This window comes from uncultured Arthrobacter sp., from assembly GCF_947495145.1.
Classification (GTDB): domain Bacteria; phylum Actinomycetota; class Actinomycetes; order Actinomycetales; family Micrococcaceae; genus Arthrobacter_D.
Map to the genome: position 1 here is coordinate 43174 of NZ_CANLXP010000011.1, position 25344 is coordinate 68517.

Annotated in this window: 23 protein-coding genes and 1 pseudogene; 20 read left to right on the forward strand and 4 right to left on the reverse strand. The window is 64.8% G+C overall.

The window, feature by feature from the left end:
• Positions 1 to 35: 35 nt before the first annotated feature.
• From Q0877_RS10135 to Q0877_RS10150, 4 genes are read left to right on the forward strand one after another with little or no spacing between them, the layout of a single operon-like run.
• Positions 36 to 869, forward strand: a complete 834-nt coding sequence (locus Q0877_RS10135; protein WP_299167472.1) for an exodeoxyribonuclease III — start codon at positions 36 to 38, stop codon at positions 867 to 869.
• Between the two features lies 1 nt (position 870).
• Complete coding sequence (gene trpS / locus Q0877_RS10140; protein ID WP_299167394.1) at positions 871 to 1914, forward strand: tryptophan--tRNA ligase; 1044 nt, start codon at positions 871 to 873, stop codon at positions 1912 to 1914.
• A gap of 4 nt (positions 1915 to 1918) precedes the next feature.
• Positions 1919 to 2524 carry a 2'-5' RNA ligase family protein gene (locus Q0877_RS10145; protein WP_299167395.1) on the forward strand — a complete coding sequence of 202 codons (606 nt, stop codon included), beginning with the start codon at positions 1919 to 1921 and terminating at the stop codon, positions 2522 to 2524.
• Positions 2525 to 2546: 22 nt separating this feature from the next.
• On the forward strand, positions 2547 to 3599 hold the full coding sequence (locus Q0877_RS10150; RefSeq protein WP_299167396.1) for a YihY/virulence factor BrkB family protein: 1053 nt from the start codon (positions 2547 to 2549) through the stop codon (positions 3597 to 3599).
• Between the two features lie 124 nt (positions 3600 to 3723).
• Here the strand turns inward: Q0877_RS10150 and Q0877_RS10155 are convergent, their stop codons facing one another.
• The 4 genes from Q0877_RS10155 to sdhC all read right to left on the reverse strand — a co-directional run bounded on the left by Q0877_RS10155 (position 3724) and on the right by sdhC (position 7230).
• Positions 3724 to 4512, reverse strand: a complete 789-nt coding sequence (locus tag Q0877_RS10155) for a succinate dehydrogenase iron-sulfur subunit (protein ID WP_299167397.1) — start codon at positions 4510 to 4512, stop codon at positions 3724 to 3726.
• Complete coding sequence (gene sdhA / locus Q0877_RS10160; RefSeq protein ID WP_299167399.1) at positions 4512 to 6290, reverse strand: succinate dehydrogenase flavoprotein subunit; 1779 nt, start codon at positions 6288 to 6290, stop codon at positions 4512 to 4514. Before sdhA ends, Q0877_RS10155 begins: the two co-directional genes overlap by 1 nt.
• Positions 6291 to 6378: 88 nt before the next feature.
• Positions 6379 to 6846: a succinate dehydrogenase hydrophobic membrane anchor subunit gene (locus Q0877_RS10165; protein ID WP_299167400.1), complete on the reverse strand. Its 468-nt coding sequence runs from the start codon at positions 6844 to 6846 to the stop codon at positions 6379 to 6381.
• Between the two features lie 3 nt (positions 6847 to 6849).
• The gene (gene sdhC, locus Q0877_RS10170) at positions 6850 to 7230 is read right to left on the reverse strand and encodes a succinate dehydrogenase, cytochrome b556 subunit (RefSeq protein WP_299167401.1); all 381 of its coding nucleotides are present in this window, start codon (positions 7228 to 7230) and stop codon (positions 6850 to 6852) included.
• Between the two features lie 203 nt (positions 7231 to 7433).
• Between sdhC and Q0877_RS10175 the strand changes: the two genes are divergently transcribed.
• From Q0877_RS10175 to Q0877_RS10250, 16 genes and pseudogenes are all read left to right on the forward strand, one after another.
• A complete protein-coding gene (locus Q0877_RS10175; RefSeq protein ID WP_299167402.1) occupies positions 7434 to 8555 on the forward strand; it encodes a mannose-1-phosphate guanylyltransferase in 1122 nt (373 codons plus the stop codon).
• 97 nt (positions 8556 to 8652) lie between these two features.
• Positions 8653 to 9858: an amidohydrolase gene (locus Q0877_RS10180; protein ID WP_299167404.1), complete on the forward strand. Its 1206-nt coding sequence runs from the start codon at positions 8653 to 8655 to the stop codon at positions 9856 to 9858.
• Positions 9859 to 9897: 39 nt separating this feature from the next.
• Complete coding sequence (locus Q0877_RS10185; protein WP_299167406.1) at positions 9898 to 10956, forward strand: LLM class flavin-dependent oxidoreductase; 1059 nt, start codon at positions 9898 to 9900, stop codon at positions 10954 to 10956.
• 232 nt (positions 10957 to 11188) lie between these two features.
• Positions 11189 to 12301, forward strand: a complete 1113-nt coding sequence (locus Q0877_RS10190; protein ID WP_299167407.1) for a BMP family protein — start codon at positions 11189 to 11191, stop codon at positions 12299 to 12301.
• A 178-nt stretch (positions 12302 to 12479) separates the two neighbouring features.
• Positions 12480 to 14066, forward strand: a complete 1587-nt coding sequence (locus Q0877_RS10195) for an ABC transporter ATP-binding protein (RefSeq protein ID WP_299167409.1) — start codon at positions 12480 to 12482, stop codon at positions 14064 to 14066.
• The gene (locus Q0877_RS10200) at positions 14063 to 15376 is read left to right on the forward strand and encodes an ABC transporter permease (RefSeq protein ID WP_299167410.1); all 1314 of its coding nucleotides are present in this window, start codon (positions 14063 to 14065) and stop codon (positions 15374 to 15376) included. Before Q0877_RS10195 ends, Q0877_RS10200 begins: the two co-directional genes overlap by 4 nt.
• A complete protein-coding gene (locus Q0877_RS10205; RefSeq protein ID WP_299167411.1) occupies positions 15373 to 16650 on the forward strand; it encodes an ABC transporter permease in 1278 nt (425 codons plus the stop codon). The genes Q0877_RS10200 and Q0877_RS10205 overlap by 4 nt, the downstream gene beginning before the upstream one ends.
• A 4-nt stretch (positions 16651 to 16654) precedes the next feature.
• Complete coding sequence (locus tag Q0877_RS10210) at positions 16655 to 17194, forward strand: cytidine deaminase (RefSeq protein WP_299167412.1); 540 nt, start codon at positions 16655 to 16657, stop codon at positions 17192 to 17194.
• On the forward strand, positions 17191 to 18477 hold the full coding sequence (locus tag Q0877_RS10215) for a thymidine phosphorylase (protein WP_299167414.1): 1287 nt from the start codon (positions 17191 to 17193) through the stop codon (positions 18475 to 18477). Before Q0877_RS10210 ends, Q0877_RS10215 begins: the two co-directional genes overlap by 4 nt.
• A gap of 243 nt (positions 18478 to 18720) precedes the next feature.
• Positions 18721 to 19329 (forward strand): annotated as a pseudogene (locus tag Q0877_RS10220) (DedA family protein); the annotation flags it as partial.
• Between the two features lie 177 nt (positions 19330 to 19506).
• Positions 19507 to 20637 carry an adenosine deaminase gene (locus Q0877_RS10225; RefSeq protein WP_299167415.1) on the forward strand — a complete coding sequence of 377 codons (1131 nt, stop codon included), beginning with the start codon at positions 19507 to 19509 and terminating at the stop codon, positions 20635 to 20637.
• Positions 20634 to 21332 carry a MazG nucleotide pyrophosphohydrolase domain-containing protein gene (locus Q0877_RS10230; protein WP_299167416.1) on the forward strand — a complete coding sequence of 233 codons (699 nt, stop codon included), beginning with the start codon at positions 20634 to 20636 and terminating at the stop codon, positions 21330 to 21332. Before Q0877_RS10225 ends, Q0877_RS10230 begins: the two co-directional genes overlap by 4 nt.
• Before the next feature lie 249 nt (positions 21333 to 21581).
• A complete protein-coding gene (gene eno, locus Q0877_RS10235) occupies positions 21582 to 22862 on the forward strand; it encodes a phosphopyruvate hydratase (protein ID WP_299167417.1) in 1281 nt (426 codons plus the stop codon).
• Positions 22863 to 22960: 98 nt separating this feature from the next.
• The gene (locus Q0877_RS10240; RefSeq protein ID WP_299167418.1) at positions 22961 to 23674 is read left to right on the forward strand and encodes a septum formation initiator family protein; all 714 of its coding nucleotides are present in this window, start codon (positions 22961 to 22963) and stop codon (positions 23672 to 23674) included.
• Positions 23675 to 23745: 71 nt separating this feature from the next.
• Positions 23746 to 24396, forward strand: a complete 651-nt coding sequence (locus tag Q0877_RS10245; RefSeq protein ID WP_299167420.1) for a DUF501 domain-containing protein — start codon at positions 23746 to 23748, stop codon at positions 24394 to 24396.
• A gap of 1 nt (position 24397) precedes the next feature.
• Entirely contained in the window at positions 24398 to 25342 is a 945-nt protein-coding gene (locus tag Q0877_RS10250) for a Ppx/GppA phosphatase family protein (protein ID WP_299167421.1), read from the forward strand.
• Positions 25343 to 25344 lie beyond the last annotated feature (2 nt).

Sequence of the window (25344 nt, forward strand, 5' to 3'; positions counted from 1 at the left end):
CCGGTAAGGTTGATCGGGTGAATTCGGTACCAACCCTGACAAGCAGCAAACACCCCGAAGCACTTCGTATTGCCACCGTGAACGTGAACGGAATCCGTGCCGCGTACCGGCGGGGGATGCAGGAGTGGCTCGAGGGCAGGGAGATCGACATTCTGTGCCTTCAGGAAGTGCGGGCGCCGGATACGGTGGTACGCGATCTCCTTGGCGACTCATGGCACATCCTGCACGCCGAGGCAGCGGCAAAGGGCCGTGCAGGCGTCGCCGTTGCATCACGCCTTGAGCCAACTGAAACGCGCGAGCACATCGGCGACGAATACTTCGCCGCCGCCGGCCGCTGGGTTGAAGCCGATTTCGATCTGGACGGGACCACGCTCAGCGTCGTAAGTGCCTATGTGCATTCGGGGGAGGCCGACTCGCCGCAGCAGCAGGACAAGTACCGGTTCCTCGACCTGATGTCCGCCCGCCTGACGGAGCTGCGCGGTACACGTGACCATGCGCTGGTGGTTGGAGACCTGAATGTCGGACACACCACCCGTGACATCCGGAACTGGAAGGGCAACCTGAAGAAGGCAGGTTTCCTTCCCGAGGAGCGCGCCTACTTCGACCACTTCTTCAGCGACGCCGTCGGGTGGGTTGACGTCCATCGGGATCTCGCCGGAGAGGTGGACGGCCCCTACACCTGGTGGTCCTGGCGCGGCAAGGCATTCGACAACGACGCCGGCTGGCGCATCGACTACCATCTCGCCACCCCCGAGCTGGCAGCGGCCGCTACAACCGCCGTCGTTGACCGGGCGCACTCATGGGAAGCGCGTTTCTCGGATCACGCACCGCTCGTCGTCGACTACCGGCTCTTACAACCCCAGGACTGATATGACTTCCTCCACTCCAGCCTGCCAGCGGGTACTGTCCGGGATGCAGCCTTCGGGCAGTTCCCTCCACCTCGGGAACTACCTCGGTGCCCTCGTGCAATGGGTGCAGATGCAGGACTCCTATGACGCGATCTACTTCATCCCGGATCTGCACGCGATTACCGTGCCGCAGGATCCTGCGGAGCTCGCGGCACGTACGCGGCTGACAGCCGCCCAGTACATCGCCGGCGGCGTGGACGTGGACAGGTGCACGCTCTTCGTGCAGTCCCAGGTACCGGAGCACGCGCAGCTGGCCTGGGTGCTGAACTGCATCACCGGCTTCGGCGAGGCTTCGCGCATGACCCAGTTCAAGGACAAGTCGCTGAAGCAGGGCGCCGATTCCACGTCCGTTGGCCTGTTCACCTACCCGATCCTGCAGGCTGCGGACATCCTGCTGTACCAGCCGGAAGGTGTGCCTGTCGGGGAGGATCAGCGCCAGCACATCGAGCTGAGCCGGGATCTCGCGCAGCGGTTCAACACGCGCTTCGGTGAGACGTTCGTAGTGCCAAAGCCGTTCATTCAGAAGGAATCCGCCAAGATCTACGATCTGCAGAATCCAACGGCCAAAATGTCGAAGTCGGCGAGCTCCGCGGCCGGCCTCATCAACATCATGGACGAGCCGAAAGTCACCGCGAAGCGCATCAAGTCTGCGGTCACGGACGACGGCACGGAGATCCGCTTCGACCGCGAGGAGAAGCCGGGCGTCTCCAATCTGCTCTCCATCTACTCACTGCTGACCGGAAAGAGCCTGGAAGACGCCGTCGGTCACTTTGAGGGCCGCATGTACGGGCACCTGAAGGTCGAGCTGGCGGATGTCGTGGTCGAGAGCCTGGCGCCCGTTCGGGAACGGGCGCTGGAGCTGCTCAATGATCCGGCAGAGCTGGACCGGCTGTTGGCCGTAGGCGCGGAAAAGGCACGGGAAATCGCGTCGGTTACGCTGGCAGATGTGTACTCCAAAGTAGGTTTCCTTCCAGCGCGCAGCAGCGGACCGGCCGGTGCCTTCTAGGATCATGAGCCACCCCGTCAGCGATACCGAGCAGCGCCAACCGACCTACGTAGTGGGCCGGCGTGCTGTTGAGGGCAAGCTCGTGGGAGTGGTCATCGCCATCCCGGAGCCCATCGCCGGTGAACTGGAACGCTGGCGTGCCTCCTTCGGTGACCCGATGGCTGCTCTTGTCCCACCGCACATCACGCTGATCACCACCACCCCCGCAACCGACTGGCCGTCGACCATTGCGCACGTGCGCGAAGTCGCCGCTGCGCAATGTTCCTTCACGGTGACGCTGAAAAGCACCGGCACGTTCCGTCCGCTCACCCCTGTGGTCTTCGTCAACGTGACCGAGGGCTTCGATTCCTGTGTGGAACTGCACCGGCGGCTGCAGGCCGGCCCACTCGCACGGAACCTTGAGTTCCCGTTCCACCCGCACGTCACGGTCGCCCACGATGTCAGCGAAGCGAACATGGACTCGGCCGAAGCGCAGCTCGGCGACTTCGAGGCGTCCTTCACTGTACGTACCATGGGACTGTACGAGCACGACGTCACGGGTGTCTGGAAACTACGGGAAGAACTCACTTTTGGTCAGAACGCTGCCGCAGGCGAAGAACCAGGCGCCTGATCCACCGTTACCCACGGAGCGGATGAAGCTCAAGCTCGCAGTCCTGCACGCCCGCCGCGACCTCGGCCGGACCCGGCGGGAGAAGGGCGGCGGAGTACCCGTTCTCCTGGCTACACTCCAGTATCTGCTGGCCAAGCTAAACGCTTTCCGTCCAATGCGCGCCTTCCAGCTCTACACCCAGCGGCATGGACCGCTCATGGCCGCGGGCATTGCCTACAACATGTTCTTCGCCGTCGCTGCCCTGCTCGTGGTGGGGTTCTCGACATTGGGCCTGATCATTGCGGGGGATACCCGGCTGCAGGAACTCATTGTGCGTGCTGTCGACTCCACTACCCCCGGCCTGATCGACACGGACGGAGAAGACGGCACTGCCACGGGGTTCGCTACTGCCGACCAGCTGTTCAACATCGAGACTGGCCTGGGAATCGCGCTGGTCATTTCGTCAGTCGCAATGCTGCTGACCGCGCTCGGTTGGATCGGTGGCGTGCGTGAAGGGATGCGCGGCATCTTCGATTTGCCGGCCGTGCAGGGCAACCCCATCCTGATCAAGCTCAAGGACCTTGGAATCCTGCTAGTCCTCGCGGTGGCGCTGGTGGTCACCACAGTGGTAGGGCTGGTCGCCAATACCGTCCTTGACTTGGCGCTCCAGTTCCTTGGCCTGAGCGACGCAGCGCGGCCCCTCACCCAGATCGCAGGGATTGCGGTCACCCTGCTGCTGGACACCGTCGTCGCCGTAATTCTTTTCCGTTCGGCGTCGGCCATCCAGATGCCGCGTACAGTTCTGCTTCAGTCCGCGCTCATCGCAGGAGTGGGAAGCACCGTCCTGCGCACTTTCAGCACCCTGCTGCTGGGCGGCGTCGACCGTAACCCGTTGCTTGCACCCTTCGCGGTCATCCTCGGCCTGTTCGTCTGGTTCTTCCTGCTGAGCCAGGTCTACCTGGTGGCGACGGCGTGGGGGGCTATCGGTGCGGCCGATGCCCAATCCGCCCGTTCCAGGACCCGAGGCGGCCGTGCCCGTTCCCTGCGCCAGCGCAGCAGGGCGGCGGCGAAGACCTCGGAACTTTCGGGCACCTGACGCGGGTTCGCCAGCAGGTGGACCCGTCTCAGCTGCGCAAACCTTCCCAAAACGACGACGGCGCGCGGCTCCCAATCGGTAGCCGCGCGCCGTGTTACTGCGCCGAAGAAATCTCCCGGTACTGCTAGACCTTGCGCGACAGAATGGCCTGCTTGACCTCGGCGATCGCCTGGGTCACCTGTATGCCGCGCGGGCACGCCTCGGTGCAGTTGAAGGTGGTGCGGCAGCGCCACACGCCCTCTTTGTCGTTGAGGATTTCGAGGCGCATGTCTCCGGCGTCATCGCGTGAGTCGAAAATGAAGCGGTGCGCGTTGACGATCGCTGCCGGTCCGAAGTACTGGCCGTCGGTCCAGAAGACCGGGCAGGACGAGGTGCACGCAGCGCACAGGATGCACTTGGTGGTGTCATCGAACCGCTCACGCTCCTCAGCGGACTGCAGTCGCTCGCGAGTGGGCTCATGGCCGCGGCTCACGAGGAACGGCATGATCTCGCGGTACGACTGGAAGAACGGCTCCATGTCGACGATGAGGTCCTTCTCCACCGGCAAGCCCTTGATGGGTTCAACCAGGATGGGCTTGGAGGTATCGAGGTCTTTCAACAGGGTCTTGCAGGCAAGCCGGTTGCGGCCGTTGATACGCATGGCGTCGGAGCCGCACACTCCGTGGGCGCAGGAGCGGCGGAACGACACAGTGCCGTCGTGCTCCCACTTCACCTTATGCAGGGCGTCCAGCACTCGGTCTGTGCCGTACATGGTGAGTTTCCACTCGTCCCAGTGCGCCTCATCGGAGACCTCGGGGTTGTAGCGCCGCACCTTCAGGGTGACATCGAAGGTGGGAATCTCACCGCCGCCGCCGACGCCGGGTGCGAGGTCGACCTTCGAGGCCGGTTCTTTTTCGACTGTTGGGGTGCTCATCAGTACTTACGCTCCATGGGCTGGTAACGGGTGAAGACTACCGGTTTGGTCTCAAGGCGCACGCCGCTGGTTTCAGTAGCGGAGGGATCCTTGTAGGCCATGGAATGGGTCATGAAATTCTCGTCGTCACGCTCGGGGTAGTCCTCGCGGAAGTGGCCGCCGCGTGACTCCTTGCGGTGCAGCGCGGCAGCAGTCATGACCTTCGCCATGTCCAGCAGGAAGCCGAGTTCAACGGCTTCCAGCAGGTCCAGGTTGAACCGCTTGCCCTTGTCCTGGACAGTGACGCGGGTGTAGCGCTCCTCGAGCTTGTCGATCACCTCAAGGGCTTCCTTCAGGGTCTGCTCGGTGCGGAACACCTGGACGTTGGCGTCCATGACGTCCTGCAGCTCCTGTCGGATCTGGGCGACACGCTCGCCGCCTTCCGAGCTGCGCATGGTGTCCAGGAGGCGCTCGGTTTCCACCAGCGGGTTGTCCGGAATCTCGACGAACTCGGCGGTGGCGGCGTACTCCGCCGCCGCGATTCCGGCACGCTTGCCGAACACGTTGATGTCCAGCAGCGAGTTGGTTCCGAGACGGTTGGAGCCGTGCACGGATACACAGGCCACCTCGCCGGCGGCGTACAGGCCGGGAACAACGGTGTTGTTGTCCTGCAGTACCTCAGCCTTGATGTTGGTGGGGATTCCGCCCATCGCGTAGTGCGCCGTCGGGAACACGGGTACCGGCTCGGTATACGGCTCCACACCCAGGTAGGTGCGGGCAAACTCGGTGATGTCCGGCAGCTTCGCGTCGATGTGCGCGGGCTCGAGGTGGGTCAGGTCCAGCAGGACGTAGTCCTTGTTGGGCCCTGCACCGCGGCCTTCACGTACTTCATTGGCCATGGACCGCGCCACGATGTCGCGGGGAGCGAGGTCCTTGATGGTGGGAGCGTACCGCTCCATGAAGCGCTCGCCCTCGGAGTTGCGCAGGATCGCGCCCTCACCGCGGGCTGCCTCGGAGAGCAGGATCCCCAGCCCGGCCAGGCCGGTGGGATGGAACTGGAAGAACTCCATGTCCTCGAGGGGGATACCGCGGCGGAAGGCGATGCCCATACCGTCGCCGGTCAGGGTGTGCGCGTTGGATGTGGTCTTGAAGACCTTGCCGACGCCGCCGGAAGCGAATACGACGGACTTGGCTTGGAACACGTGCAGTTCACCGGTAGCGAGGTCATAGGAGACGACGCCGGCAACGCGCTTCTGGATGCGGGTTACCCCGTCGACGGTCACTTCCTCATCGACCGTCAGCATGTCGAGGACGTAGTACTCGTTGTAGAACTCGACGTTGTGCTTGACGCAGTTCTGGTACAGCGTCTGGAGGATCATGTGACCGGTGCGGTCTGCCGCGTAGCAGGCCCGGCGTACCGGAGCCTTGCCGTGGTCCCGGGTGTGACCGCCGAACCGGCGCTGATCGATGCGGCCCTCGGGCGTGCGGTTGAACGGCAGGCCCATCTTTTCGAGGTCCAGCACGGCGTCGATTGCTTCCTTCGCCATGACCTCGGCGGCGTCCTGGTCAACCAGGTAGTCGCCGCCCTTCACGGTGTCGAAGGTGTGCCATTCCCAGTTGTCTTCCTCGACGTTGGCGAGTGCGGCGCACATGCCGCCCTGCGCCGCACCCGTGTGTGAACGGGTGGGGTAGAGCTTGGTCAGTACAGCCGTCCTTGCGCGCTGGCCGGATTCGATCGCGGCGCGCATGCCGGCGCCACCTGCGCCCACAATAACGACGTCGTACTTATGGACCTGCATACTGTGCTCTTTCTGTTGGAACTAGCGATGTTTCTAGCCGAATCGGTTACCTGCGCGGCTAGTCGCCTGGTAGCTGGGGCGCCGGAATCTACGGCGCCGGGCAGTAGTCGGCGACGTGCGGAACGCCGTTGACCACCGGGCAGGGGTCGAAGGTGAAGATCACCAGGGTGCCGAGTACAACGATCACGACCGTGGAAACGTACAGGACGCTCTTGAACCAGAACCGGGTGGAATCCTTCTCCGCGTAGTCATTGATGATGACGCGGACACCGTTGGTTCCGTGCAGCATGGCGAGCCAGAGCATCACGAGGTCCCAGACCTGCCAGAGCGGGTCCGCCCACTTGCCCGCGACGAAACCGAAGTCAACGCCTTCGATGCCCTCGCCGTCGATCAGGTTCATGTACAGATGGACGAAGATGAGCACCACCAGGACAACGCCGGAGAGCCGCATGAAAAGCCAAGCGAACATTTCGAAGTTGCCTCTGGATCCTCCGCTGCGACGGTACTGCGGCGAAATGCGACCGGAGCGGGGAGATTCGACGATGGGAGCAGCCATGGTTTAGTGACCTCCGAAAACAACAGAGAGATGGCGGATGGAGAAGGCGATCATGACTACGGCCCAGAGCCCGACGACGCCCCACAGCATTTGCCGCTGGTACTTGGGACCCTTTTTCCAGAAGTCCACGAGGACGACGCGGAGGCCGTTGAAGGCGTGAAAGACGATTGCGCCTACCAGTCCGAGCTCCCCGAGACCCATGATGGGGTTCTTGTAGGACTCGATGACAGCGTCATATGCCTCGGGAGATACCCGCACCAGCGAGGTGTCGAGCACATGCACCAGTAGGAAGAAAAAGATCACGACGCCGGTAATACGATGCGCAACCCAGGACCACTGGCCTTCGCGGCCGCGGTAGAGGGTGCCTGCTGGTGTCTTCGACACTGAAAAACCTCCCTGTGTCGCGGAGGCGTTAGCGCGTCTTCCACGCTGGAATGTCGCCCCGCGAGAGCACTCTTTCCACAAGACTAATCTAGGCTCGGCCGTCGGGGTGTTCAATTTAGGACGCCCTACGCTGTGACCTTGTTAACAGTGAGCTGATACGGGCCGTTGTTGCCCTGCGTTCCTGCTGGGTTAATGTGGGAGCGATGAGTACTCATGAGCCTAGCCCCCTGGACCGCTTCTACGGTGTGATTCCCGCAGGCGGAACCGGCACGCGCCTCTGGCCGCTGTCCCGTGCAGCTGCCCCGAAGTTCCTGCATGACCTGACCGGCTCCGGCAGCACCCTGATCCGTGCCACCTACGAACGGCTGCAGCCGCTGAGCGGCAAGCGGATCATGGTGGTCACGGGCAAGGCGCACCGTCTCGCCGTGCTGTCCCAGCTTGGCGAGTTGAAGGACTCGGACCTGGTTCTCGAGAGCGAACCGAAAGATTCCGGCGCGGCGATCGGCCTCGCCGCCGCGATCCTGTACCACCGGGATCCGGACATCATCATGGGGTCGTTCGCAGCGGATCACGTCATCGCGCCCGTTGAGAATTTCCAGGCGGCCGTCCGCGAGGCCGTTCACACCGCCGCCGAAGGTTACATCGTGACCATCGGCATCCTTCCGACGCACCCGTCAACCGGCTTCGGTTATATCCGCGCAGGGGACGCGCTGAATGTCGCCGATGCTCCCAACGCCCACTCGGTCATCGAGTTTGTGGAGAAGCCTTCCGTAGCAGTCGCCCGCGAGTACATCGACAGCGGAAAGTACAGCTGGAACGCAGGCATGTTCGTGGCGCCGGTCGCGCTGATGCTCAAGCACCTCGAAGCGAATGAGCCCCTGCTCTATGCCGGGCTCATGGAGATCGCTGCAGCGTGGGACACCCGGTCCCGCAACGAGGTCGCCCGGCGCGTGTGGCCCACCCTGCCGAAGATCGCGATCGACTATGCGGTCGCCGAGCCGGCTGCCGCCGCCGGCGACGTGGCCATGATCCCCGGCAACTTCAGCTGGGACGACGTCGGTGACTTCGCCGCCATCGGCCGTCTGAACCCTGCCATGGAGAACAGCGAACTCACCGTCATGGGGGAGGGCGCCCGCGTCTTCTCTGAGAATGCCTCAGGGATCGTGGTGTCCGATACCAAGCGTGTGATTGCGCTGATCGGAATTGACGACGTCGTCATTGTGGACACTCCCGACGCGCTTCTGGTGACCACCAAGGAACATGCCCAGGAAGTGAAGAAGGCAGTGGACTCGCTGCGCGCCAGCGGAGACGTCGACGTCCTCTAAGCGCCGACGTCCTCTCTACGCTTACAACTTGGGCCTCGCGCGTCGCTCAATGACGCAGGTTTCGGGCGGCCGCCTGCAGGTTCGTTACGCTGGTGCAGTGCAGAAAACTCCTCCCGAAGCTCCCGTGGTCCCACAGATCGGCGTGTGGGCCGCTCCGCTGCTGGATGAGCTGACGAGGTTTCGCCGTGATCTTCACGCCCACCCGGAGCTGTCCCACAAGGAGTACCGCACCACCGACCAACTCGTCGAGCGGTTGGAAGCGGCCGGACTGAAGCCGAAGCGGCTTCAGGACACCGGGCTCTTCGTGGACGTCGGTGAGGGCGACATCCGGATCGGTCTCCGGGCTGATATCGACGCGTTGCCGATTCTCGAGGAGACCGGCCTGCCTTACGCTTCCACCTCGACGGGCATTGCTCACGCGTGCGGCCATGACATCCATACCAGCGTGATGCTGGGCGTTGCGCTGGTACTGGCCAAGATCGACGCCGAAACTCCGCTCAACGGTCGAGTACGGGTCATCTTCCAGCCGGCAGAGGAGACGATGCCCGGCGGAGCGCTGGATGTGATTTCCCAGGGTGTACTGAACGAGGTGCCCCGCATCCTCGCCCTGCACTGCGATCCGCGCATCGACGTCGGCCTCGTTGGCACCCGCATCGGTGCCATCACCTCCGCCTCGGACACCGTTCGGGTCGAGCTGAGCGGACGCGGCGGGCATACCTCCCGCCCGCACCTCACCGAGGACCTGGTGTTCGCGATGGCCCACATCGCGGCCAACGTGCCCGCGGTCCTGTCGCGCCGCATCGACGTGCGCAGTGCCGTCTCCGTGGTGTGGGGCCAGATGCACGCTGGGTCTGCCCCCAATGCCATCCCCGCGCACGGCTTCCTGTCCGGCACCATGCGCTGCCTCGACGGCGAGGCATGGGAAGCAGCCGGTGACCTGATGGATGAAACCGTGCGGCAGCTTGCGGCCCCGTTCGGTGTGGACGTGAAGATCGAGCACATCCGGGGAGTACCTCCGGTAGTGAACACCGAACTCGAGACAGGCCTGATCGAGGCTGCAGCCCGGGCGGAACTGGGCCCTGACTCGGTTGTTCTCACCCCGCAGTCCATGGGCGGTGAGGATTTCGCCTGGATGACCCAGAAGGTCTCCGGTGCCATGATGCGGCTCGGCACGCGCACTCCCGGCGGTGAGACCTACGACCTGCACCGCGGCGACTACCGCCCGGACGAGCAGGCCATCGGGTGCGGCGTCCGGGTGATGGCGGCGGCTGCCATGCGTGCCGTCCTCGGACTGCGCCACTAGCTCGGGAATGTACGGGGGCACCTGTCGGTTGCCAAATGCGTGAGCAGCTCAAGTAATTTCCGCGTACCCCTGTCCGTCCTCGATCTGGCCACCGTCGGATCAGGCCGCACCAGTTCCGATGCCCTCGCCGACAGCACCCGGCTGGCCCAGGCAGCAGACTCCCTTGGATTCACCCGCTTCTGGGTCGCAGAGCACCACAACATGCCCTCCGTCGCATCCACCAGCCCCTCGGTGCTGATCGCGCATCTTGCGGCGCAGACCCAGCACATCCGCGTCGGCTCCGGCGGGGTGATGCTTCCGAACCACGCGCCCTTCGTCGTCGCGGAGCAGTTCGCCCTGCTTGAGGCGCTGCATCCGAGCCGGATAGACGTCGGTATCGGCCGGGCGCCCGGCACGGACCAGATGACCGCGCTCGCCCTGCGCCGGCAGACCGACGGACTCGGCGTAGAGGAATTCCCTCAGCACGTCCTTGAGGTGCTCGCACTGTTGGGAGATAACCGGACCCCGGACCGGGTGATGCGGCTGGCAGCCACGCCGGCGCCGTCGTCGTTCCCTGATGTGTGGCTGCTCGGCTCAAGCGGCTACTCGGCGCAGCTGGCCGGGATGCTCGGTCTTCGGTACAGCTACGCCCACCACTTCGGTAACGAGGACCCGGCCGCGGTTCTGCGCCTCTACCGTTCCAACTTCCAGCCGTCACCCGCCCTCGCCGAGCCGTACGCGATGCTGGCCACCTCCGCCCTGACAGCGGCCACCGAAGAGGAAGCCGAGTACCTCGCGGGGCCCGCGAAGGTGATGGCACTGTCGCTGCGGTCCGGCCGGCCGGCGCCGATCGTGTCGCCCGAGGAGGCAGCGCAGCGGATACTCACCGACCAGGAACAGCTGATGCTTGAGCACCTGCCCGCCATCAAGGCGGTCGGGACACCGGAACAGGTGATCGCGCGGCTTGAGGAGCTGGTTGAGACCACCGGCGCCCAGGAGCTCATGATCACGGGAACAACGTACGACGTCGGCTCCCGGATTGATTCCCTGTCCCACCTCGCGCAGGCGTGGGAGGGTTCGCAGGTGCAGCAGCACGCTCCGGCATCAGCAGTCCCGTAGGTCAACTACCGATTGGTAACAAAACTTGAACAATGTGGGAACCGGGCGGCGCTTTGGTAGTGTGCCCGGTCACTCCGGCGTTAGAGTAAGCTTCATCATCGAGTCCCGAATTTGAGGCGGGACCGGCGCTACGAACATCAATGAAAACAGAGCTTGTATCCCCGCTTCAGGGCAGTGCAGACGGACACTCATTGATCTCTTGTTCGTGGGCTTACTTCTTATCGGAGGAACATTGAAGAATTCACGGAGCTTGATTCAGCGCCGCACGGGCATGTCCGTTGCTGCACTGGGGGCTGCGGCCCTTCTCCTCGCCGGTTGCGGTGCGCCGCCGGCGGAGACGGAAGGCGGCGGATCCGATCCCGCGGCTGAAGGTACCGACTACACCGGTTGCATCGTTTCCGATTCGGGCGGATTCGATGACCAGTCATTCAACCAGTCCAGCTACGAGGGCATCCAGGCCGCCGAAGAGTCGCTCGGCATCGAGGTTCAGCAGGCAGAGTCACAGGCGGAGACTGACTTCACCCCCAACGTGAACTCCATGGTCACCTCGGGTTGCGACATGATCGTCACCGTCGGGTTCCTGCTCTCCGCCACCACGGCCGAAGCAGCGGAAGCCAATCCGGACACCAACTTCGCGATTGTTGACGACAACCAGATCGATCTGCCGAACGTCAAGCCGATCATCTATGACACCGCGCAGGCAGCGTTCATGGCGGGCTACCTGGCCGCCGGTACTTCCGAGACCGGCAAGGTCGCCACCTACGGTGGCATCCAGATCCCAACCGTAACCATCTTCATGGACGGTTTCGCTGACGGTGTTGCCTACTACAACGAGCAGAAGGACGCCGACGTCCAGCTCCTCGGCTGGGACAAGGAAGCAAAGACCGGTACCTTCATCGGTGACTTCTCCAACCAGGCTGCAGGCAAGACCAACACCGAAAACTTCATCAACGAGGGCGCCGACATCATCATGCCGGTAGCCGGACCCGTGGGCCTCGGCACCATTGAGGCCGTTGAAGAAGCCAATGCGGATGGCGGCAGCAACAAAGTGATCTGGGTTGATTCGGACGGCTTCGAGACCGTTGAAAGCGGTACCGAGTACATCCTCAGCTCCGTCATGAAGCTCATGGGCGAAGCAGTGGAGCAGGTCATCACCGAAGACGTCGAAGGCAACTTCAGCAACGAGCCGTACGTCGGCACCCTGGAGAACGGCGGCGTAGCACTTGCCCCGTTCCACGATCAGGAGGAAGCAGTCTCCGACGAGATGCAGGCCGAACTTGAGGAAATCAAGGCAGGCATCATCTCCGGCGAGATCACGGTCGAGTCTGAGTCAAGCCCCCAGTAACACCTTCAACGAACGCGCCGCCCGCTCCCAGGATGGTTCCAAGGTCCTGCACGGAGCGGGCGGCGTGTTCGCGTTACGGTTGATTGAATCTGTATTCGCTGAGCAAGCATGAACGGGCGGGTAAAACCTGCCCGCGAGTGCATGCCCGGCTCCCACAAAGGACAGGTTGGTTGGGGTTGTGAAGCTCGAACTACAGGGAATCACCAAACGGTTTGGTTCCCTTGTTGCCAATGACAATATCGATCTGGTGGTAAACCCCGGTCAGGTGCACTGCCTCCTCGGCGAGAACGGTGCCGGCAAGTCGACGCTCATGAACGTCCTCTACGGACTGTATGAGCCGAGCGATGGGCGCATCCTGGTTGACGGAAAGCCGGTCACCTTCCGCGGCCCCGGGGACGCGATGGCGGCGGGAATCGGAATGGTGCACCAGCACTTCATGCTGATTCCGGTGTTCACCGTCGCGGAAAACGTGGCGCTCGGCGACGAGCACACCAAAGCCGGCGGAATTCTGGATCTCGACAAGACCCGGGCACGCATCCGCGAAATCTCCGATCGCTACGGGTTCGACGTGGATCCCGATGCCCTCGTGGAGGACCTACCAGTCGGCGTGCAGCAGCGCGTGGAGATCATCAAGGCGCTGGTCCGCAAGGCTGAGGTGCTGATCCTGGATGAGCCCACCGCAGTGCTCACGCCGCAGGAGACCGATGAGCTGATCCAGATCATCGAAGAGCTGAAGGCGGGCGGCACAGCCATTGTCTTCATCTCGCACAAACTGCGCGAAGTAAAAGCAGTGTCCGACGTCATCACGGTAATCCGCAGGGGCGCCGTCGTCGGAACCGTCGAACCGATCGCGAGCACCGGCGAGCTGGCGTCCATGATGGTTGGCCGGCAGGTCAGCCTCAGTCTCAACAAGGCACCGGCCACGCCCGGCGAGACCACCTTCACGGTCCGCAATCTCACCGTGCCGGGGCCCGGCGGGCAGAACCTCGTGGACAACATCAGCTTCGACATCGCGAAGGGGGAGATTCTCGCCGTCGCCGGTGTCCAGGGCAACGGCCAGACCGAGCTCACCGAAGCCATCCTGGGGCTGCACCCGCATGCTTCCGGATCAGTACAGCTGAACGGCAAGGAACTGCTCGGGATGAAGGTCAAGGACATCATCCGCGAGGGCGTGGGTTTTGTCCCCGAAGACCGCAAGGTGGATGGCCTGGTGGGCAGTTTCTCGATCGCCGAGAACATGATCCTGAACTGGTACAACGAGCCGCCCTTCGCCAAGGGACTCGCCATGAAACCGGCAGTGGTGCTCAAAAACGCCAAGGAGAAGGTCGCCGAGTTCGACGTGCGGACCCAGAGCGCTGAGGCGCCGGTGAGCACGCTCTCCGGCGGCAACCAGCAGAAGGTGGTCCTGGCCCGCGAACTCTCGCGTCCCCTGAACCTCTTCATCGCTTCGCAGCCCACCCGCGGCGTGGACGTCGGATCGATCGAGTTCCTGCACAAGCGCATCATTGCAGAGCGCGACGCAGGAACGCCGGTCATGATCGTCTCCACCGAACTCGATGAAATCAGTGAACTATCGGACCGCATCGCGGTCCTGCACGGAGGAGAGCTCATGGGCGTGGTGCCCGGTGACACATCCCGCGACGTGCTCGGCCTCATGATGGCGGGCATGACAGCCGAGGAAGCGCTGGGACAGGATGCTTCCGTTCCAGGAGAGCGCAGCTCAGCCACTGACGGGCGCCGGGCTGCCGGGGAGGAAGAACGATGAGCGCCGCCAACAGGGGCACTAACGCTGACGCGGCGTCCGAAGACACTGCCGCTCCGCCGCCGGCTCCCGGGACCGGGGACACCACCCCGGCCCCCAATGATTCAGAGGACCGCGGCCGCGGCATTTTGAAGAGCATTGTCACCGGCTCATCGCTCGTGGCGATCCTCGCCGTCGTGCTTTCGATCATTCTCGGCGGGATCCTCATCGCGCTGACGGACGAGGACGTCGCTGCAGCCGCCTCCTACTTCTTCACCCGGCCGGGTGACACCCTTGCGGCGGCCTGGGAAGCGGCCAGCAGCGCCTACGTGGCACTCTTCCAGGGCGCGGTGTTCAACCCGCGCGCGGACTCCCTTGCCCTGATGTTCCGCCCGCTGACCGAAACGCTGACCGTCGCCACCCCGCTGATCCTCGCGGGACTTGGCGTAGCGGTGGCCTTCCGGGCCGGGCTGTTCAACATCGGCGCGCAGGGGCAGATCATCCTCGGAGCCATGTTCGCCGGCTGGATCGGATTCTCCTGGCACCTGCCCTTCGGCCTGCACCTGATCTTCGTGGTGCTTGCAGGGTTCGTGGGCGGTGCGCTGTGGGGCTTCATCCCCGGCATCCTGAAGGCACGCACCGGCGCCCATGAGGTGATCGTGACCATCATGCTCAACTACATCGCCATCTACCTGGTGGGATACCTGCTGACCACCCCGTCCTTCCAGAACCCGGGATCGGCCAATCCGATCAGCCCGCGGCTGGACGACACAGCGCTGTTCCCGCAGATTCTCGGCCCGCAGTTCCGCCTGCACCTCGGCTTCCTGGTTGCGATCGCCGCAACCTACGGCGTCTGGTGGCTGCTCAACCGGTCAACGGTCGGCTTCGAGCTCCGCGCCGTCGGCGCCAACCCCTTCGCGGCACGCACTGCCGGCATCAGCGTGACCAAGGGCTACGTCGTCGTCATGATGCTGGCGGGCGGTCTCGCCGGTCTCGCCGGTGTTGCCCAGGTGGCAGGAACGGAGCAGGTCCTGACCAGCGGTATCGCCGCGAGCTTCGGGTTCGATGCGATCACCGTTGCTCTGCTGGGCCGCTCGCACCCGTGGGGAGTGTTCTTCGCCGGGGTGCTGTTCGGTGCCTTCCGCGCGGGCGGGGTGCAGATGCAGACCCTCACCGGGACACCGATCGACATTGTCCTCGTGGTGCAGTCCCTCATTGTCCTCTTCATCGCTGCGCCGCCACTGGTGCGGGCGATCTTCCGGATTGACCGGAAAAAGAAGTCAAACGGGCAGAAGGGCAGCAAGAACCAGATGGCTTCCGGAGGGGCAGCATGAGCATCGCAGGATCGGTGACTGAGCCGGCGACAAGCACCGGCAAGAGCTGGAAGGCGCCCATCGGCTTCGGCTTCGGAGCCCTCGTGGCGCTGCTGGTCTTCGCCTTCGGCGGTCCGGCAACCACTGCCGTTTTCCGGGTCTCTGATGATTCCGACCGCTTCCGGCTGGCGGACATTGCGCTGCCCGCAAACGTGGTGGGTTGGATCGTGGCGCTGGCCCTGATCGCTATCACCGTCTATGTGTATCTGCGGGTCCGCCGCGGCGAAAAGATCAACCGCTGGGCAGGGATTGCCTACGCGGTCCTCTTCGTCATCGGCTTCCTCACCTGGGTGGTGGGGATTGCCGATCGGCCGTCCATCTCGCTCGCAGGGCTGGTAGCGGGATCCGTCACGCTGGCCATTCCGCTGATCTTCGGCTCCCTGTCCGGCGTCCTGTGCGAGCGTGTCGGTGTCGTGAACATCGCGATCGAGGGCCAGCTTCTCTCCGGGGCGTTCGCGGCCGCGGTCGCCGCGTCGGTATCGGGCAACGTGTACGTCGGCCTCTTCGCGGCCGCCTTCGCGGGCGTGCTGGTCTCGCTGATTCTCGCAATCTTCAGCATCAAGTATCTGGTGAACCAGATCATTGTCGGTGTGGTGTTGAACGTGCTGGTCTCCGGGCTGACCGGGTTCCTCGCCTCAACGCTCCTGAGCCGCGACTCGGCGACGTTCAACTCGCCCCCGAGCCTGCCGGACATCCGCATCCCCCTGCTTGCGGATATCCCGGTCATCGGGCCCATCCTGTTCCAGCAGACCATCGTCGGCTACCTCATGTACGTCGCAGTCATCGTCATCTGGCTCGGGCTGTACCGGACCAAGTGGGGGCTGCGCGTGCGGGCCGTCGGCGAGCACCCGCAGGCCGCAGACACCATGGGCATCAAGGTCAACGCCACCCGGTTCTGGAACGTCCTCCTGGGCGGTGCTGTCGCAGGATTCGGCGGCGCATTCTTCACGCTGGTGTCGGTGAGCACGTTCACCCGCGACATGACGGCGGGCCAGGGCTATATAGCCCTCGCCGCGCTCATCTTTGGGCGCTGGAACCCGATCGGCGCGTTCTTCGCGGCGCTGCTGTTCGGCTTCGCCACGAATCTGCGCTTTGTCCTGTCGATCATCGGCACGGATGTCCCAAGCCAGTTCCTCGCCATGCTGCCGTACATCGTGACTATCCTCGCGGTCGCCGGCCTGGTTGGGCGTTCCCGTCCGCCGGCAGCCGGCGGCATCCCGTACGTCAAGGAGTAGCCGCATGAGTGCTATGGATGAATTTCCCCCGGCAACAACGACGACGGCGGCAGGTACTGCGCCTGCCGGTACTGCGCCTGCCGGTAGTACGCCTGCCGGCGCAGCTGCCCGGGATCTTCCGTGGGCAGCGCTTGCGGAAGCCGCAACGGCGGCAATGCGAAAGGCCTACGTCCCGTACTCCAACTTCCCTGTGGGAGCAGCGGCGCTCACGGATGACGGGCGGATAGTTTCGGGCTGCAACGTGGAAAACGCGTCCTACGGACTCACCCTCTGCGCGGAGTGTTCGCTGGTCAGCCAGCTGCAGATGATCGGTGGCGGCCGGCTCGTCGCCTTCAGCTGTGTGGACGGGGACGGCAACGCGCTGATGCCGTGCGGCCGCTGCCGGCAGTTGCTCTACGAGTTCCGGGCGCCGGACATGCTGTTGATGACGGTGAGCGGTATCAAGACCATGGACGAAGTTCTGCCCGATGCTTTCGGGCCGCAGCACCTCGCAGACGCGGGCAGGGCAGGCGCCGGCACCACAGAGATAGGAAGCAGCACATGAGCGAACAGTTCGACGCCGTTGACATCATCCGGATCAAGCGGGACCGGGGAACCCTGAGCCCGGCGCAGATCGACTGGACCATTGACGCCTACACCCGAGGTGCTATTGCGGACGAGCAGATGGCCGCCCTGAACATGGCGATCCTGCTCAACGGCATGGACCGCCCCGAAATTTCGCGCTGGACGGCCGCCATGATCGCCAGCGGCGAGCGCATGGACTTCTCCGCCCTGGGCAAGCCGACCAGCGACAAGCATTCCACCGGGGGAGTGGGGGACAAGATCACCCTCCCGCTCGCGCCGCTCGTCGCCGTTTTCGGCGTCGCAGTGCCGCAGCTGTCCGGCCGCGGACTCGGCCACACCGGAGGCACGCTGGACAAGCTCGAATCTATTTCCGGCTGGCGCGCGCAACTCTCGAATGACGAGATGATGGCCCAACTGGCCGACGTCGGCGCCGTCATCTGCGCAGCCGGTGCTGGGCTGGCTCCCGCTGACAAGAAGCTTTACGCCCTGCGTGATGTCACCGGAACGGTCGAAGCGATCCCGTTGATCGCCTCCTCGATCATGAGCAAGAAGATCGCTGAAGGCACGGGCTCGCTCGTCCTCGACGTGAAGGTGGGCAGCGGCGCCTTCATGAAGGACGAGGCGCAGGCCCGCGAACTCGCCGAAACCATGGTGGCGCTCGGCACCGACGCCGGCGTAAAAACCGCTGCGCTGCTGACCAACATGTCCACGCCGCTCGGATTGACGGCGGGCAACGCCATCGAGGTCGAGGAATCCGTCGAGGTGCTTGCCGGCGGCGGACCGCAGGACGTCGTTGAGCTGACCGTCCGGCTTGCTGAGGAGATGCTTGAGGCAGCCGGTGTTCGCGACGCCGATCCCGCCCGGGCGCTGCAGGACGGCCGGGCCATGGACGTCTGGAACCGCATGATCGAAGCGCAGGGCGGAGACCCGCGTGCAGAGCTTCCCGTGGCGAAGGAATCAGAGACGGTCTTCGCACCGGCCGATGGCGTCCTCGTGGAACTGGATGCGCTGTCCGTGGGTGTCGCCGCCTGGCGTCTCGGTGCCGGACGCGCGCGGAAGGAGGACGCAGTCCAGGCCGGAGCCGGCGTTCGGCTGCACGCCAAGCCCGGCGCGGTAGTGCGCGCAGGTGAGCCGCTGATGACCCTGCTCACCGACACCCCCGAGAAGTTCGACCGTGCGCGCGAGGCGCTGGAAACCGCCGTCGTCATCGCGCCGGAGGGCGCGCGCCCCGCGCAGCAGCTCATCATCGACCGCATCGCCTGACCCTGTCAGGGTTTTCACCTACTACCTGGGGACGAGTGGCCCACGCGGAACATCAGCCCATTGGGCGACGCGGCGGGAGCACTCACAACCCTAACCTTGGAAAAAGGCTGGATCAGGGGTTCAGCAGGGACATACCCCATGGACCCCCTTGATCCGCTGCTGGCATGGTGTTATCAGAGGTCTTCGACCCAGCTGATGCGGCGGCAAACGGAGCTGATCCGCACAATCCAAGGAGCGCAGGTAGTGGACGCGATTTATGCTGTCACGAATGGACTGAGTGATTTCATCCTCAGCACCGCCGAACAGCCGTGGGTCTACCTGCTGGTGTTCATCTGCTGCACGGTTGACGGATTCTTCCCGCCGTTCCCCAGCGAGTCGGTGGTGGTGGGGCTCGCGTCGCTGATCATCACCGAGGGCGTGCCGAACGCGTGGCTGCTGATCCTCGTCTCAGCGCTCGGCGCCTTCGTCGGTGACAACCTGGCCTACCTGATGGGCAGGGGAGTGGGCACTCAGCGCTTCCGGTGGATGCGCCGTCCCCGCTCGCAGAAAGCCTTCGAATGGGCAGGGTACGAGCTCGAAAAGCGCGCTGCCTCCCTGATCCTGGTGGCGCGCTTCATCCCCTTCGGACGGGTGGCAGTCAACCTCACTGCCGGCGCAACCGGGTATTCACGACGCCGGTTCCTCGCCCTGACCGGTATCTCCGCCATTGCCTGGGGTAGTTACTCGGTGGGTATCGGTGCCCTTGCCGGCGCCTGGTTCGAGGACAACCACCTGCTCGGCGTCACCGTGGCGATAGCCATTGCCGTGGTTCTCGGCTTCATTGTGGACCGCGTCATCAGCGCAGTCCGGGGATCGACCCCCGTCCGGCCTCGGCCTGAGCCGCTGCACCCGCGTGCCGCCCAGGACGGGGAGTCGCCGGAACACGAGGACGCAGGGGACGCTGCTGAGCCGGCTGGGCCGGCTGCCGCTGTGGTTACCACCCATGATCGAGCCGGTAGCCTCGCGTAGTCTTGGCCTGTGACTGAACCAATGACTTCCCTTGCTACCGATCTCACCTTCGACATCCGCGCCCTGCCGAAAGTCTCGCTGCACGACCACCTTGACGGCGGACTGCGGCCCGCGACGATCATCGAGCTCGCCGCAGCGGTCGGCCACCAGCTTCCCTCAACCGACCCGGTTGCGCTCGGCGAGTGGTTCCGCGACTCAGCGAACTCCGGTTCCCTCGAGCGATACCTCGAGACCTTCGACCACACCATAGCGGTCATGCAGACCCGTGAAGGCCTCGCCCGCGTGGCCCGGGAATTCGTGGAAGACCTGGCGGACGACGGCGTGGTGTACGGCGAAGTGCGCTGGGCCCCCGAGCAGCACCTGACCAAGGGGCTGTCCCTCGATGAGGTGGTCGAGGCTGTGCAGGAAGGCCTCGACGCCGGTGTGGACACCGTCGCCGAACGCGGCCGCACAATCCAGGTGGGCCAGCTCATCACTGCCATGCGGCATGCTGACCGCGGCCAGGAAATCGCCGAACTGGCCGTCCGGCACCGGAACCGCGGCGCCGTCGGCTTCGACATCGCCGGTGCTGAGAACGGCTTCCTGCCTGCCCGGTTCGCCGACGCCTTCACCTACCTCGCGCAGCACCAGTTCCCTGCTACGGTCCACGCCGGGGAGGCTGCCGGCGTCGAAAGCATCGTTGACGCCCTGGTGAGCGGCCGCGCGCAGCGGCTCGGTCACGGCGTGCGGATCGCCGAAGACATCACCGTGGAGTTCGACGACGACGGCAGCTCCGATTCGCCGGTCGGGATGGCCACACTCGGCCAGGTGGCTGCCTGGGTCCGGGACCGCGGGGTCCCCCTGGAGGTCTGCCCGTCGTCGAACCTGCAAACCGGAGCTATCGAAGCGTTCGGCAAGGACATCGCCAGCCACCCGATCGACCTGCTCTACCAGCTGGGCTTCAACATCACCGTCAACACGGATAACCGCCTGATGAGTGGAGTGAGCCTCACGGACGAATTCGAGCTGCTGGTCGAAACCTTTGACTACGATCTCGATGACCTTCTCGAGCTCACCCTCAACGCCGTCGAAGCCGCCTTCCTGCCCCTCGACAGCCGCACGGCGCTCGCCGAGCTCATTGCGCAGGGGTACGACAGCGCCGGCGGGGCATGACCGCAGGCGCACAACAGGCAGGCGCTTCCCTCGAGCGCCTGCTCGACGTCATTCGACAGCTGCGCGAGCACTGTCCCTGGATGGGTACCCTGACGCATGAGTCGCTCGCCGAATACCTGGTGGAGGAGTGCTACGAGCTCCTGGAGGCGCTCGAGGGGCCGGCAGACACCGATGAACTACGTTCCGAGCTGGGCGACGTCCTGCTGCAGGTGGTGCTTCACGCACGGCTGCAGGAGGAACGCGGATCGTTTGCCATGGCCGAGGTCATTGACGGGCTCACCCACAAGATGATCCGGCGGAACGCCCACATCTTCACTCCCGACGGCGGTCTCCGCGACGTGTCGATCTCCTCTATCGAGGAGATCGAGGCGTCGTGGCTCGCCATCAAGCGGCAGGAGCAACCCGCGGACACCACGCCGTTCGCCAGCATCCCGCCCGGCCTTCCGGCTCTCGCCTCCGCCGCCAAGACGCTCAAGCGAGCCCGGCGCGACCGCGGGGCCCAGCGCGACGGCGGGCCGGCGCGCGGGGCGGGTACCGCCGTCGTGCCCGGAGAAAAGGTGGGCACAGCGTCCGAGGAGGAGCTGGGCGAGGGGCTGCTCGCCGTCGTCGGGCGCGCGGTCGACGCCGGGCTGGATCCGGAACGCGCGCTGCGACTGGCGGTGCGCCGGTACCAGCAAGAGCACCTGGCGCAATGAACCGCCCCTCCTCCCGTTGATTTGGCAGGACACGCCCCTTTTGCCGTCTGAAACGGGGTGTGTCCTGCCAAATCAACGGGTAGTTGCCGTCACGGTCAGTCATTGACCGCCGCTTTCAATTAGGCTGAGTACGAATCCCCGCGTAGACGCATCAGCTCGTCAGGGCTGAGCCCGTTTTCCGCTGTCCGTCCGAAGAAACGCTGTCCGTCCGGCGAAAATCCCCGGACCCCTATGAACAGGAGCAAATCCATGGCCATCATTGATGCCATCCACGCACGTGAAATTCTTGACTCCCGCGGCAACCCGACGGTTGAGGTCGAGGTACTGCTCGACGACGACACTTTCGGCCGCGCTGCTGTCCCCTCCGGCGCCTCCACCGGCGCGTTCGAGGCAAACGAGCGCCGCGACGGCGACAAGGACCGCTACCTCGGCAAGGGTGTTCTTCAGGCTGTCGAGGCCGTCATCGAGCAGATCCAGCCGGCGCTGCTCGGCTTCGACGCCGGGGACCAGCGCGCCATCGACCAGGCCATGATCGACCTGGACGGCACCGAGAACAAGTCGAACCTGGGCGCCAACGCCATGCTCGGTGTTTCCCTGGCAATCGCCCGCGCAGCCGCTGAATCATCCGCGCTCCCGCTCTACCGCTACCTGGGCGGCCCCAACGCGCACGTGCTGCCCGTTCCCCTGATGAACATCCTCAACGGTGGATCCCACGCCGATTCCGACGTCGACATCCAGGAATTCATGATCGTTCCCCTGGGTGCCGAGTCCTACTCCGAGGGTCTGCGCTGGGGCGTCGAGGTCTACCACGAGCTCAAGAAGGTGCTCAACGAGAAGGGCCTCGCAACCGGCCTCGGCGATGAAGGCGGCTTCGCTCCCAACCTTCCGTCCAACCGCGACGCCCTCGACCTGATCACCACCGCGATCGAGCGTGCCGGCTACACCCCGGGTACCGACATCGCGTTCGCCCTGGACGTCGCCGCCTCCGAGTTCTACAAGGACGGCGCCTACAACTTCGAGGGCAAGAGCCTCGATTCCGCAGCCATGCGCGCCTACTACGAAGAGCTGGTGCGTGACTACCCGCTGGTCTCCATCGAGGATCCGCTGGACGAGGAAGACTGGGAAGGCTGGAAGGCCCTGACCGACTCCATCGGCAACAAGGTCCAGCTCGTTGGCGACGATCTCTTCGTGACCAACCCGGTCCGCCTGGAGCGCGGCATCAAGGCCGACACAGCCAACTCGCTGCTCGTGAAGGTGAACCAGATCGGCACGCTGACCGAAACCCTCGACGCTATCTCGCTGGCCCAGCGCTCCGGCTACACCACCATCACCTCGCACCGCTCCGGTGAGACTGAGGACACCACGATCGCCGACATCTGCGTGGCGACCAACGCCGGGCAGATTAAGACGGGCGCGCCCGCCCGTTCCGAGCGCGTTGCCAAGTACAACCAGCTGCTGCGCATCGAGGAGGAACTGGACGACGCCGCACGTTACGCCGGCCGTTCGGCCTTCCCGCGTTTCACTGCCTGATACGCCCTTCATCGGGCGTTACCCTCGTTAAGCAGGTAACCGTCGTCGCCGGAGTCCTTCCCGCTGCACGGCATAACACAGCTTGAGCGAGGAGTCCGATGTCCACCCGACGCCCCAGCGTTCCGCGCACAACGCGAGCGCGTACGGATGGGCAGAGGCAGCAGACACCGCCGCAGAAGCGCCCTGGCACCCAGGGCGCTTCTGTGCGTTCAACTCCGGCAGCCACAACCCACACGACCGCACAGAAGCCGGGCTCCACGGAAGCAGGGCGCACGGACGCAGCCCGAACACCCGCTGCACCCCGAAAGAAGGCGTCGCCATCCGAGGCCCGGGCCGCGGAACGCTCCCAGCTGGCCGGAGCCATCCGGACCGCCGGCGCATCGTTCCGCCGGCCATCGGAGCGCGTCATCGTTCCGGCGGAAGACGCTGAGCCGATCCCCGCCAAGGCCTTCTCGGGGCGCCTGCTCGCGCTCGCCGTCGTACTGGTCACCATCATCGTGCTGCTGGCGCCGTCCGTTCGCACGTACCTGCAGCAGCAGGCGGAAACCGATGCACTGCAGGCCCGCATTGCTGCGCTGCAGCAGGAGCAGGGCGTCCTCGAAACGCAGATTGCCCGCTGGGAAGATCCCGCGTACATCAAGCAGCAGGCCCGCGACCGGCTCTTCCTCGTGATGCCCGGTGAAACCCGTTATCTGGTCAAGGGCGGAACATCCGTCGAGGCCTCGGAGGAACAGCAGTCCGCCGCGTCACCGGAGGATCTGCCGTGGGCGGATGCGCTCTGGGAATCAGTGGAGCGGGCTGCCACCGACTAACCTTGGTTCCCGACAGGTAAGAACCGACAGGTAAAAACCGACTGGTAGAACCAGGTTCAGGAAGGACTGCAGTGACGGAAGGCAACCCGCTTGCGCCCACACCGGCTGATCTGGAGACACTCAGCCGGCAGCTGGGGCGCCCCGTCCGCGACGTCGTCGAGATCGGCGCCCGATGCGTGTGCGGCAATCCGCTGGTGGCAACCACCGCTCCGCGGCTCAGCAACGGCATCCCCTTTCCCACCACCTACTACCTGACGCACCCGGTCATCACCGCTGCGGTGTCCCGTCTCGAAGCCGGCGGGACGATGACCGAGATGTCCGAGCGGCTCGAGCACGACGCCGGTCTCGCCGCCCACTACCGCGAGGCGCACGAGGCGTACCTGCGTGCACGGTCGGAAATCGGCGAACGCAGCGGAATCGGCCCCGTGCCGGAGATTGACGGCGTGTCAGCCGGCGGCATGCCCACCCGGGTGAAGTGCCTGCACGTGCTGGTGGGCCACTCGCTGGCAGCCGGTCCCGGTGTCAACCCGCTGGGGGATGAGGCGCTCGCTGCCATTTCGGAGTGGTGGACCGTCGAGGAGTGCCGCTGCGAAGGAGCCTGGGACGTGAGCGGTGACGCGCCGAGCCGTGATCTCAGCCGCCACGTGAAGACCCAGGGCCTCAGCCCCGAGGAACTGGACGCCAAACGCGCCGAACGCCGAACGAGCGAAGGGAAGGCCTGACATGCGTACTGCAGCCATCGATTGCGGAACCAACTCCATCCGTCTGCTGATTGCGGACGTCGACGGCGGCGCAGGCCTCACCGACGTCGTGCGCCTGATGCGCGTCGTCCGCCTGGGAGAAGGCGTGGACGCCACTGGGAAGCTTTCAGACGCGGCACTGGAGCGGACGTTCAAGGCCGTGGATGAGTACGCGGCGCTCATTCGAGAGCACGGCGCCGAGCGCACTCGGTTCGTGGCGACGTCGGCTACCCGGGACGCAGCCAACCGGGACGTCTTCGTCTCCGGAGTAAGGGAGCGCCTCGGCGTCGAGCCGGAGGTCGTCAGCGGCGGCGAGGAAGCGGAGCTGTCGTTCTCGGGAGCGGCGAGCGTGTTGCCAAGCGACAGCGATGCCCCGGTACTGGTGGTTGACCTCGGGGGCGGAAGCACCGAGTTTGTCGTGGGCACCGGAAACCAGGTGATTGCGGCGCGCAGCATGGACATGGGCTGCGTACGTTTTACCGAGCGCTTCCTGCAATCGGATCCGCCAACGGCACAGGAGATCGCGGGCGCCGAGGAAGAGATCGGGAGGATGATCGACGAGGCGGATGCCGACGTAAACCTGGCCTCGGTGCACGGGGTCATCGGCGTAGCCGGCAGCATCACCACGGTCACGGCGCACGCGCTGAAGCTCCCCGAATACCAGCCCGAGCGGATCCACGGTGCGGCACTGACTGTCGAAGAGATCGACGACGCCGCCACCTCGTTGCTTCACCTGCCCCGTTCGGACCGCAAGGCGCTGCCTTACATGCACCCTGGACGTGTGGATGTGATCGGGGCGGGCGCCCTGATCTGGCGCACCATCGTCCGGCGCGTAGCCGTTGCCACCGAGGGCCGCGTGCAGAGTGCGGTGGCCAGCGAACACGACATTCTCGACGGCATAGCCCTCAGCGCCGCCGCACGAAAGTGAAG

Excerpts from the sequence above, each read along its gene's own strand:
- trpS (WP_299167394.1), top strand. The coding sequence starts at position 871 with ATGACTTCCTCCACTCCAGCCTGCCAGCGGGTACTGTCCGGGATGCAG.
- Q0877_RS10145 (WP_299167395.1), top strand. The coding sequence starts at position 1,919 with ATGAGCCACCCCGTCAGCGATACCGAGCAGCGCCAACCGACCTACGTA.
- Q0877_RS10150 (WP_299167396.1), top strand. The coding sequence starts at position 2,547 with ATGAAGCTCAAGCTCGCAGTCCTGCACGCCCGCCGCGACCTCGGCCGG.
- Q0877_RS10155 (WP_299167397.1), bottom strand. The coding sequence starts at position 4,512 with ATGAGCACCCCAACAGTCGAAAAAGAACCGGCCTCGAAGGTCGACCTC.
- sdhA (WP_299167399.1), bottom strand. The coding sequence starts at position 6,290 with ATGCAGGTCCATAAGTACGACGTCGTTATTGTGGGCGCAGGTGGCGCC.
- Q0877_RS10165 (WP_299167400.1), bottom strand. The coding sequence starts at position 6,846 with ATGGCTGCTCCCATCGTCGAATCTCCCCGCTCCGGTCGCATTTCGCCG.
- Q0877_RS10175 (WP_299167402.1), top strand. The coding sequence starts at position 7,434 with ATGAGTACTCATGAGCCTAGCCCCCTGGACCGCTTCTACGGTGTGATT.
- Q0877_RS10200 (WP_299167410.1), top strand. The coding sequence starts at position 14,063 with ATGAGCGCCGCCAACAGGGGCACTAACGCTGACGCGGCGTCCGAAGAC.
- Q0877_RS10205 (WP_299167411.1), top strand. The coding sequence starts at position 15,373 with ATGAGCATCGCAGGATCGGTGACTGAGCCGGCGACAAGCACCGGCAAG.
- Q0877_RS10210 (WP_299167412.1), top strand. The coding sequence starts at position 16,655 with ATGAGTGCTATGGATGAATTTCCCCCGGCAACAACGACGACGGCGGCA.
- Q0877_RS10215 (WP_299167414.1), top strand. The coding sequence starts at position 17,191 with ATGAGCGAACAGTTCGACGCCGTTGACATCATCCGGATCAAGCGGGAC.
- Q0877_RS10225 (WP_299167415.1), top strand. The coding sequence starts at position 19,507 with ATGACTTCCCTTGCTACCGATCTCACCTTCGACATCCGCGCCCTGCCG.
- Q0877_RS10230 (WP_299167416.1), top strand. The coding sequence starts at position 20,634 with ATGACCGCAGGCGCACAACAGGCAGGCGCTTCCCTCGAGCGCCTGCTC.
- eno (WP_299167417.1), top strand. The coding sequence starts at position 21,582 with ATGGCCATCATTGATGCCATCCACGCACGTGAAATTCTTGACTCCCGC.
- Q0877_RS10240 (WP_299167418.1), top strand. The coding sequence starts at position 22,961 with ATGTCCACCCGACGCCCCAGCGTTCCGCGCACAACGCGAGCGCGTACG.
- Q0877_RS10250 (WP_299167421.1), top strand. The coding sequence starts at position 24,398 with ATGCGTACTGCAGCCATCGATTGCGGAACCAACTCCATCCGTCTGCTG.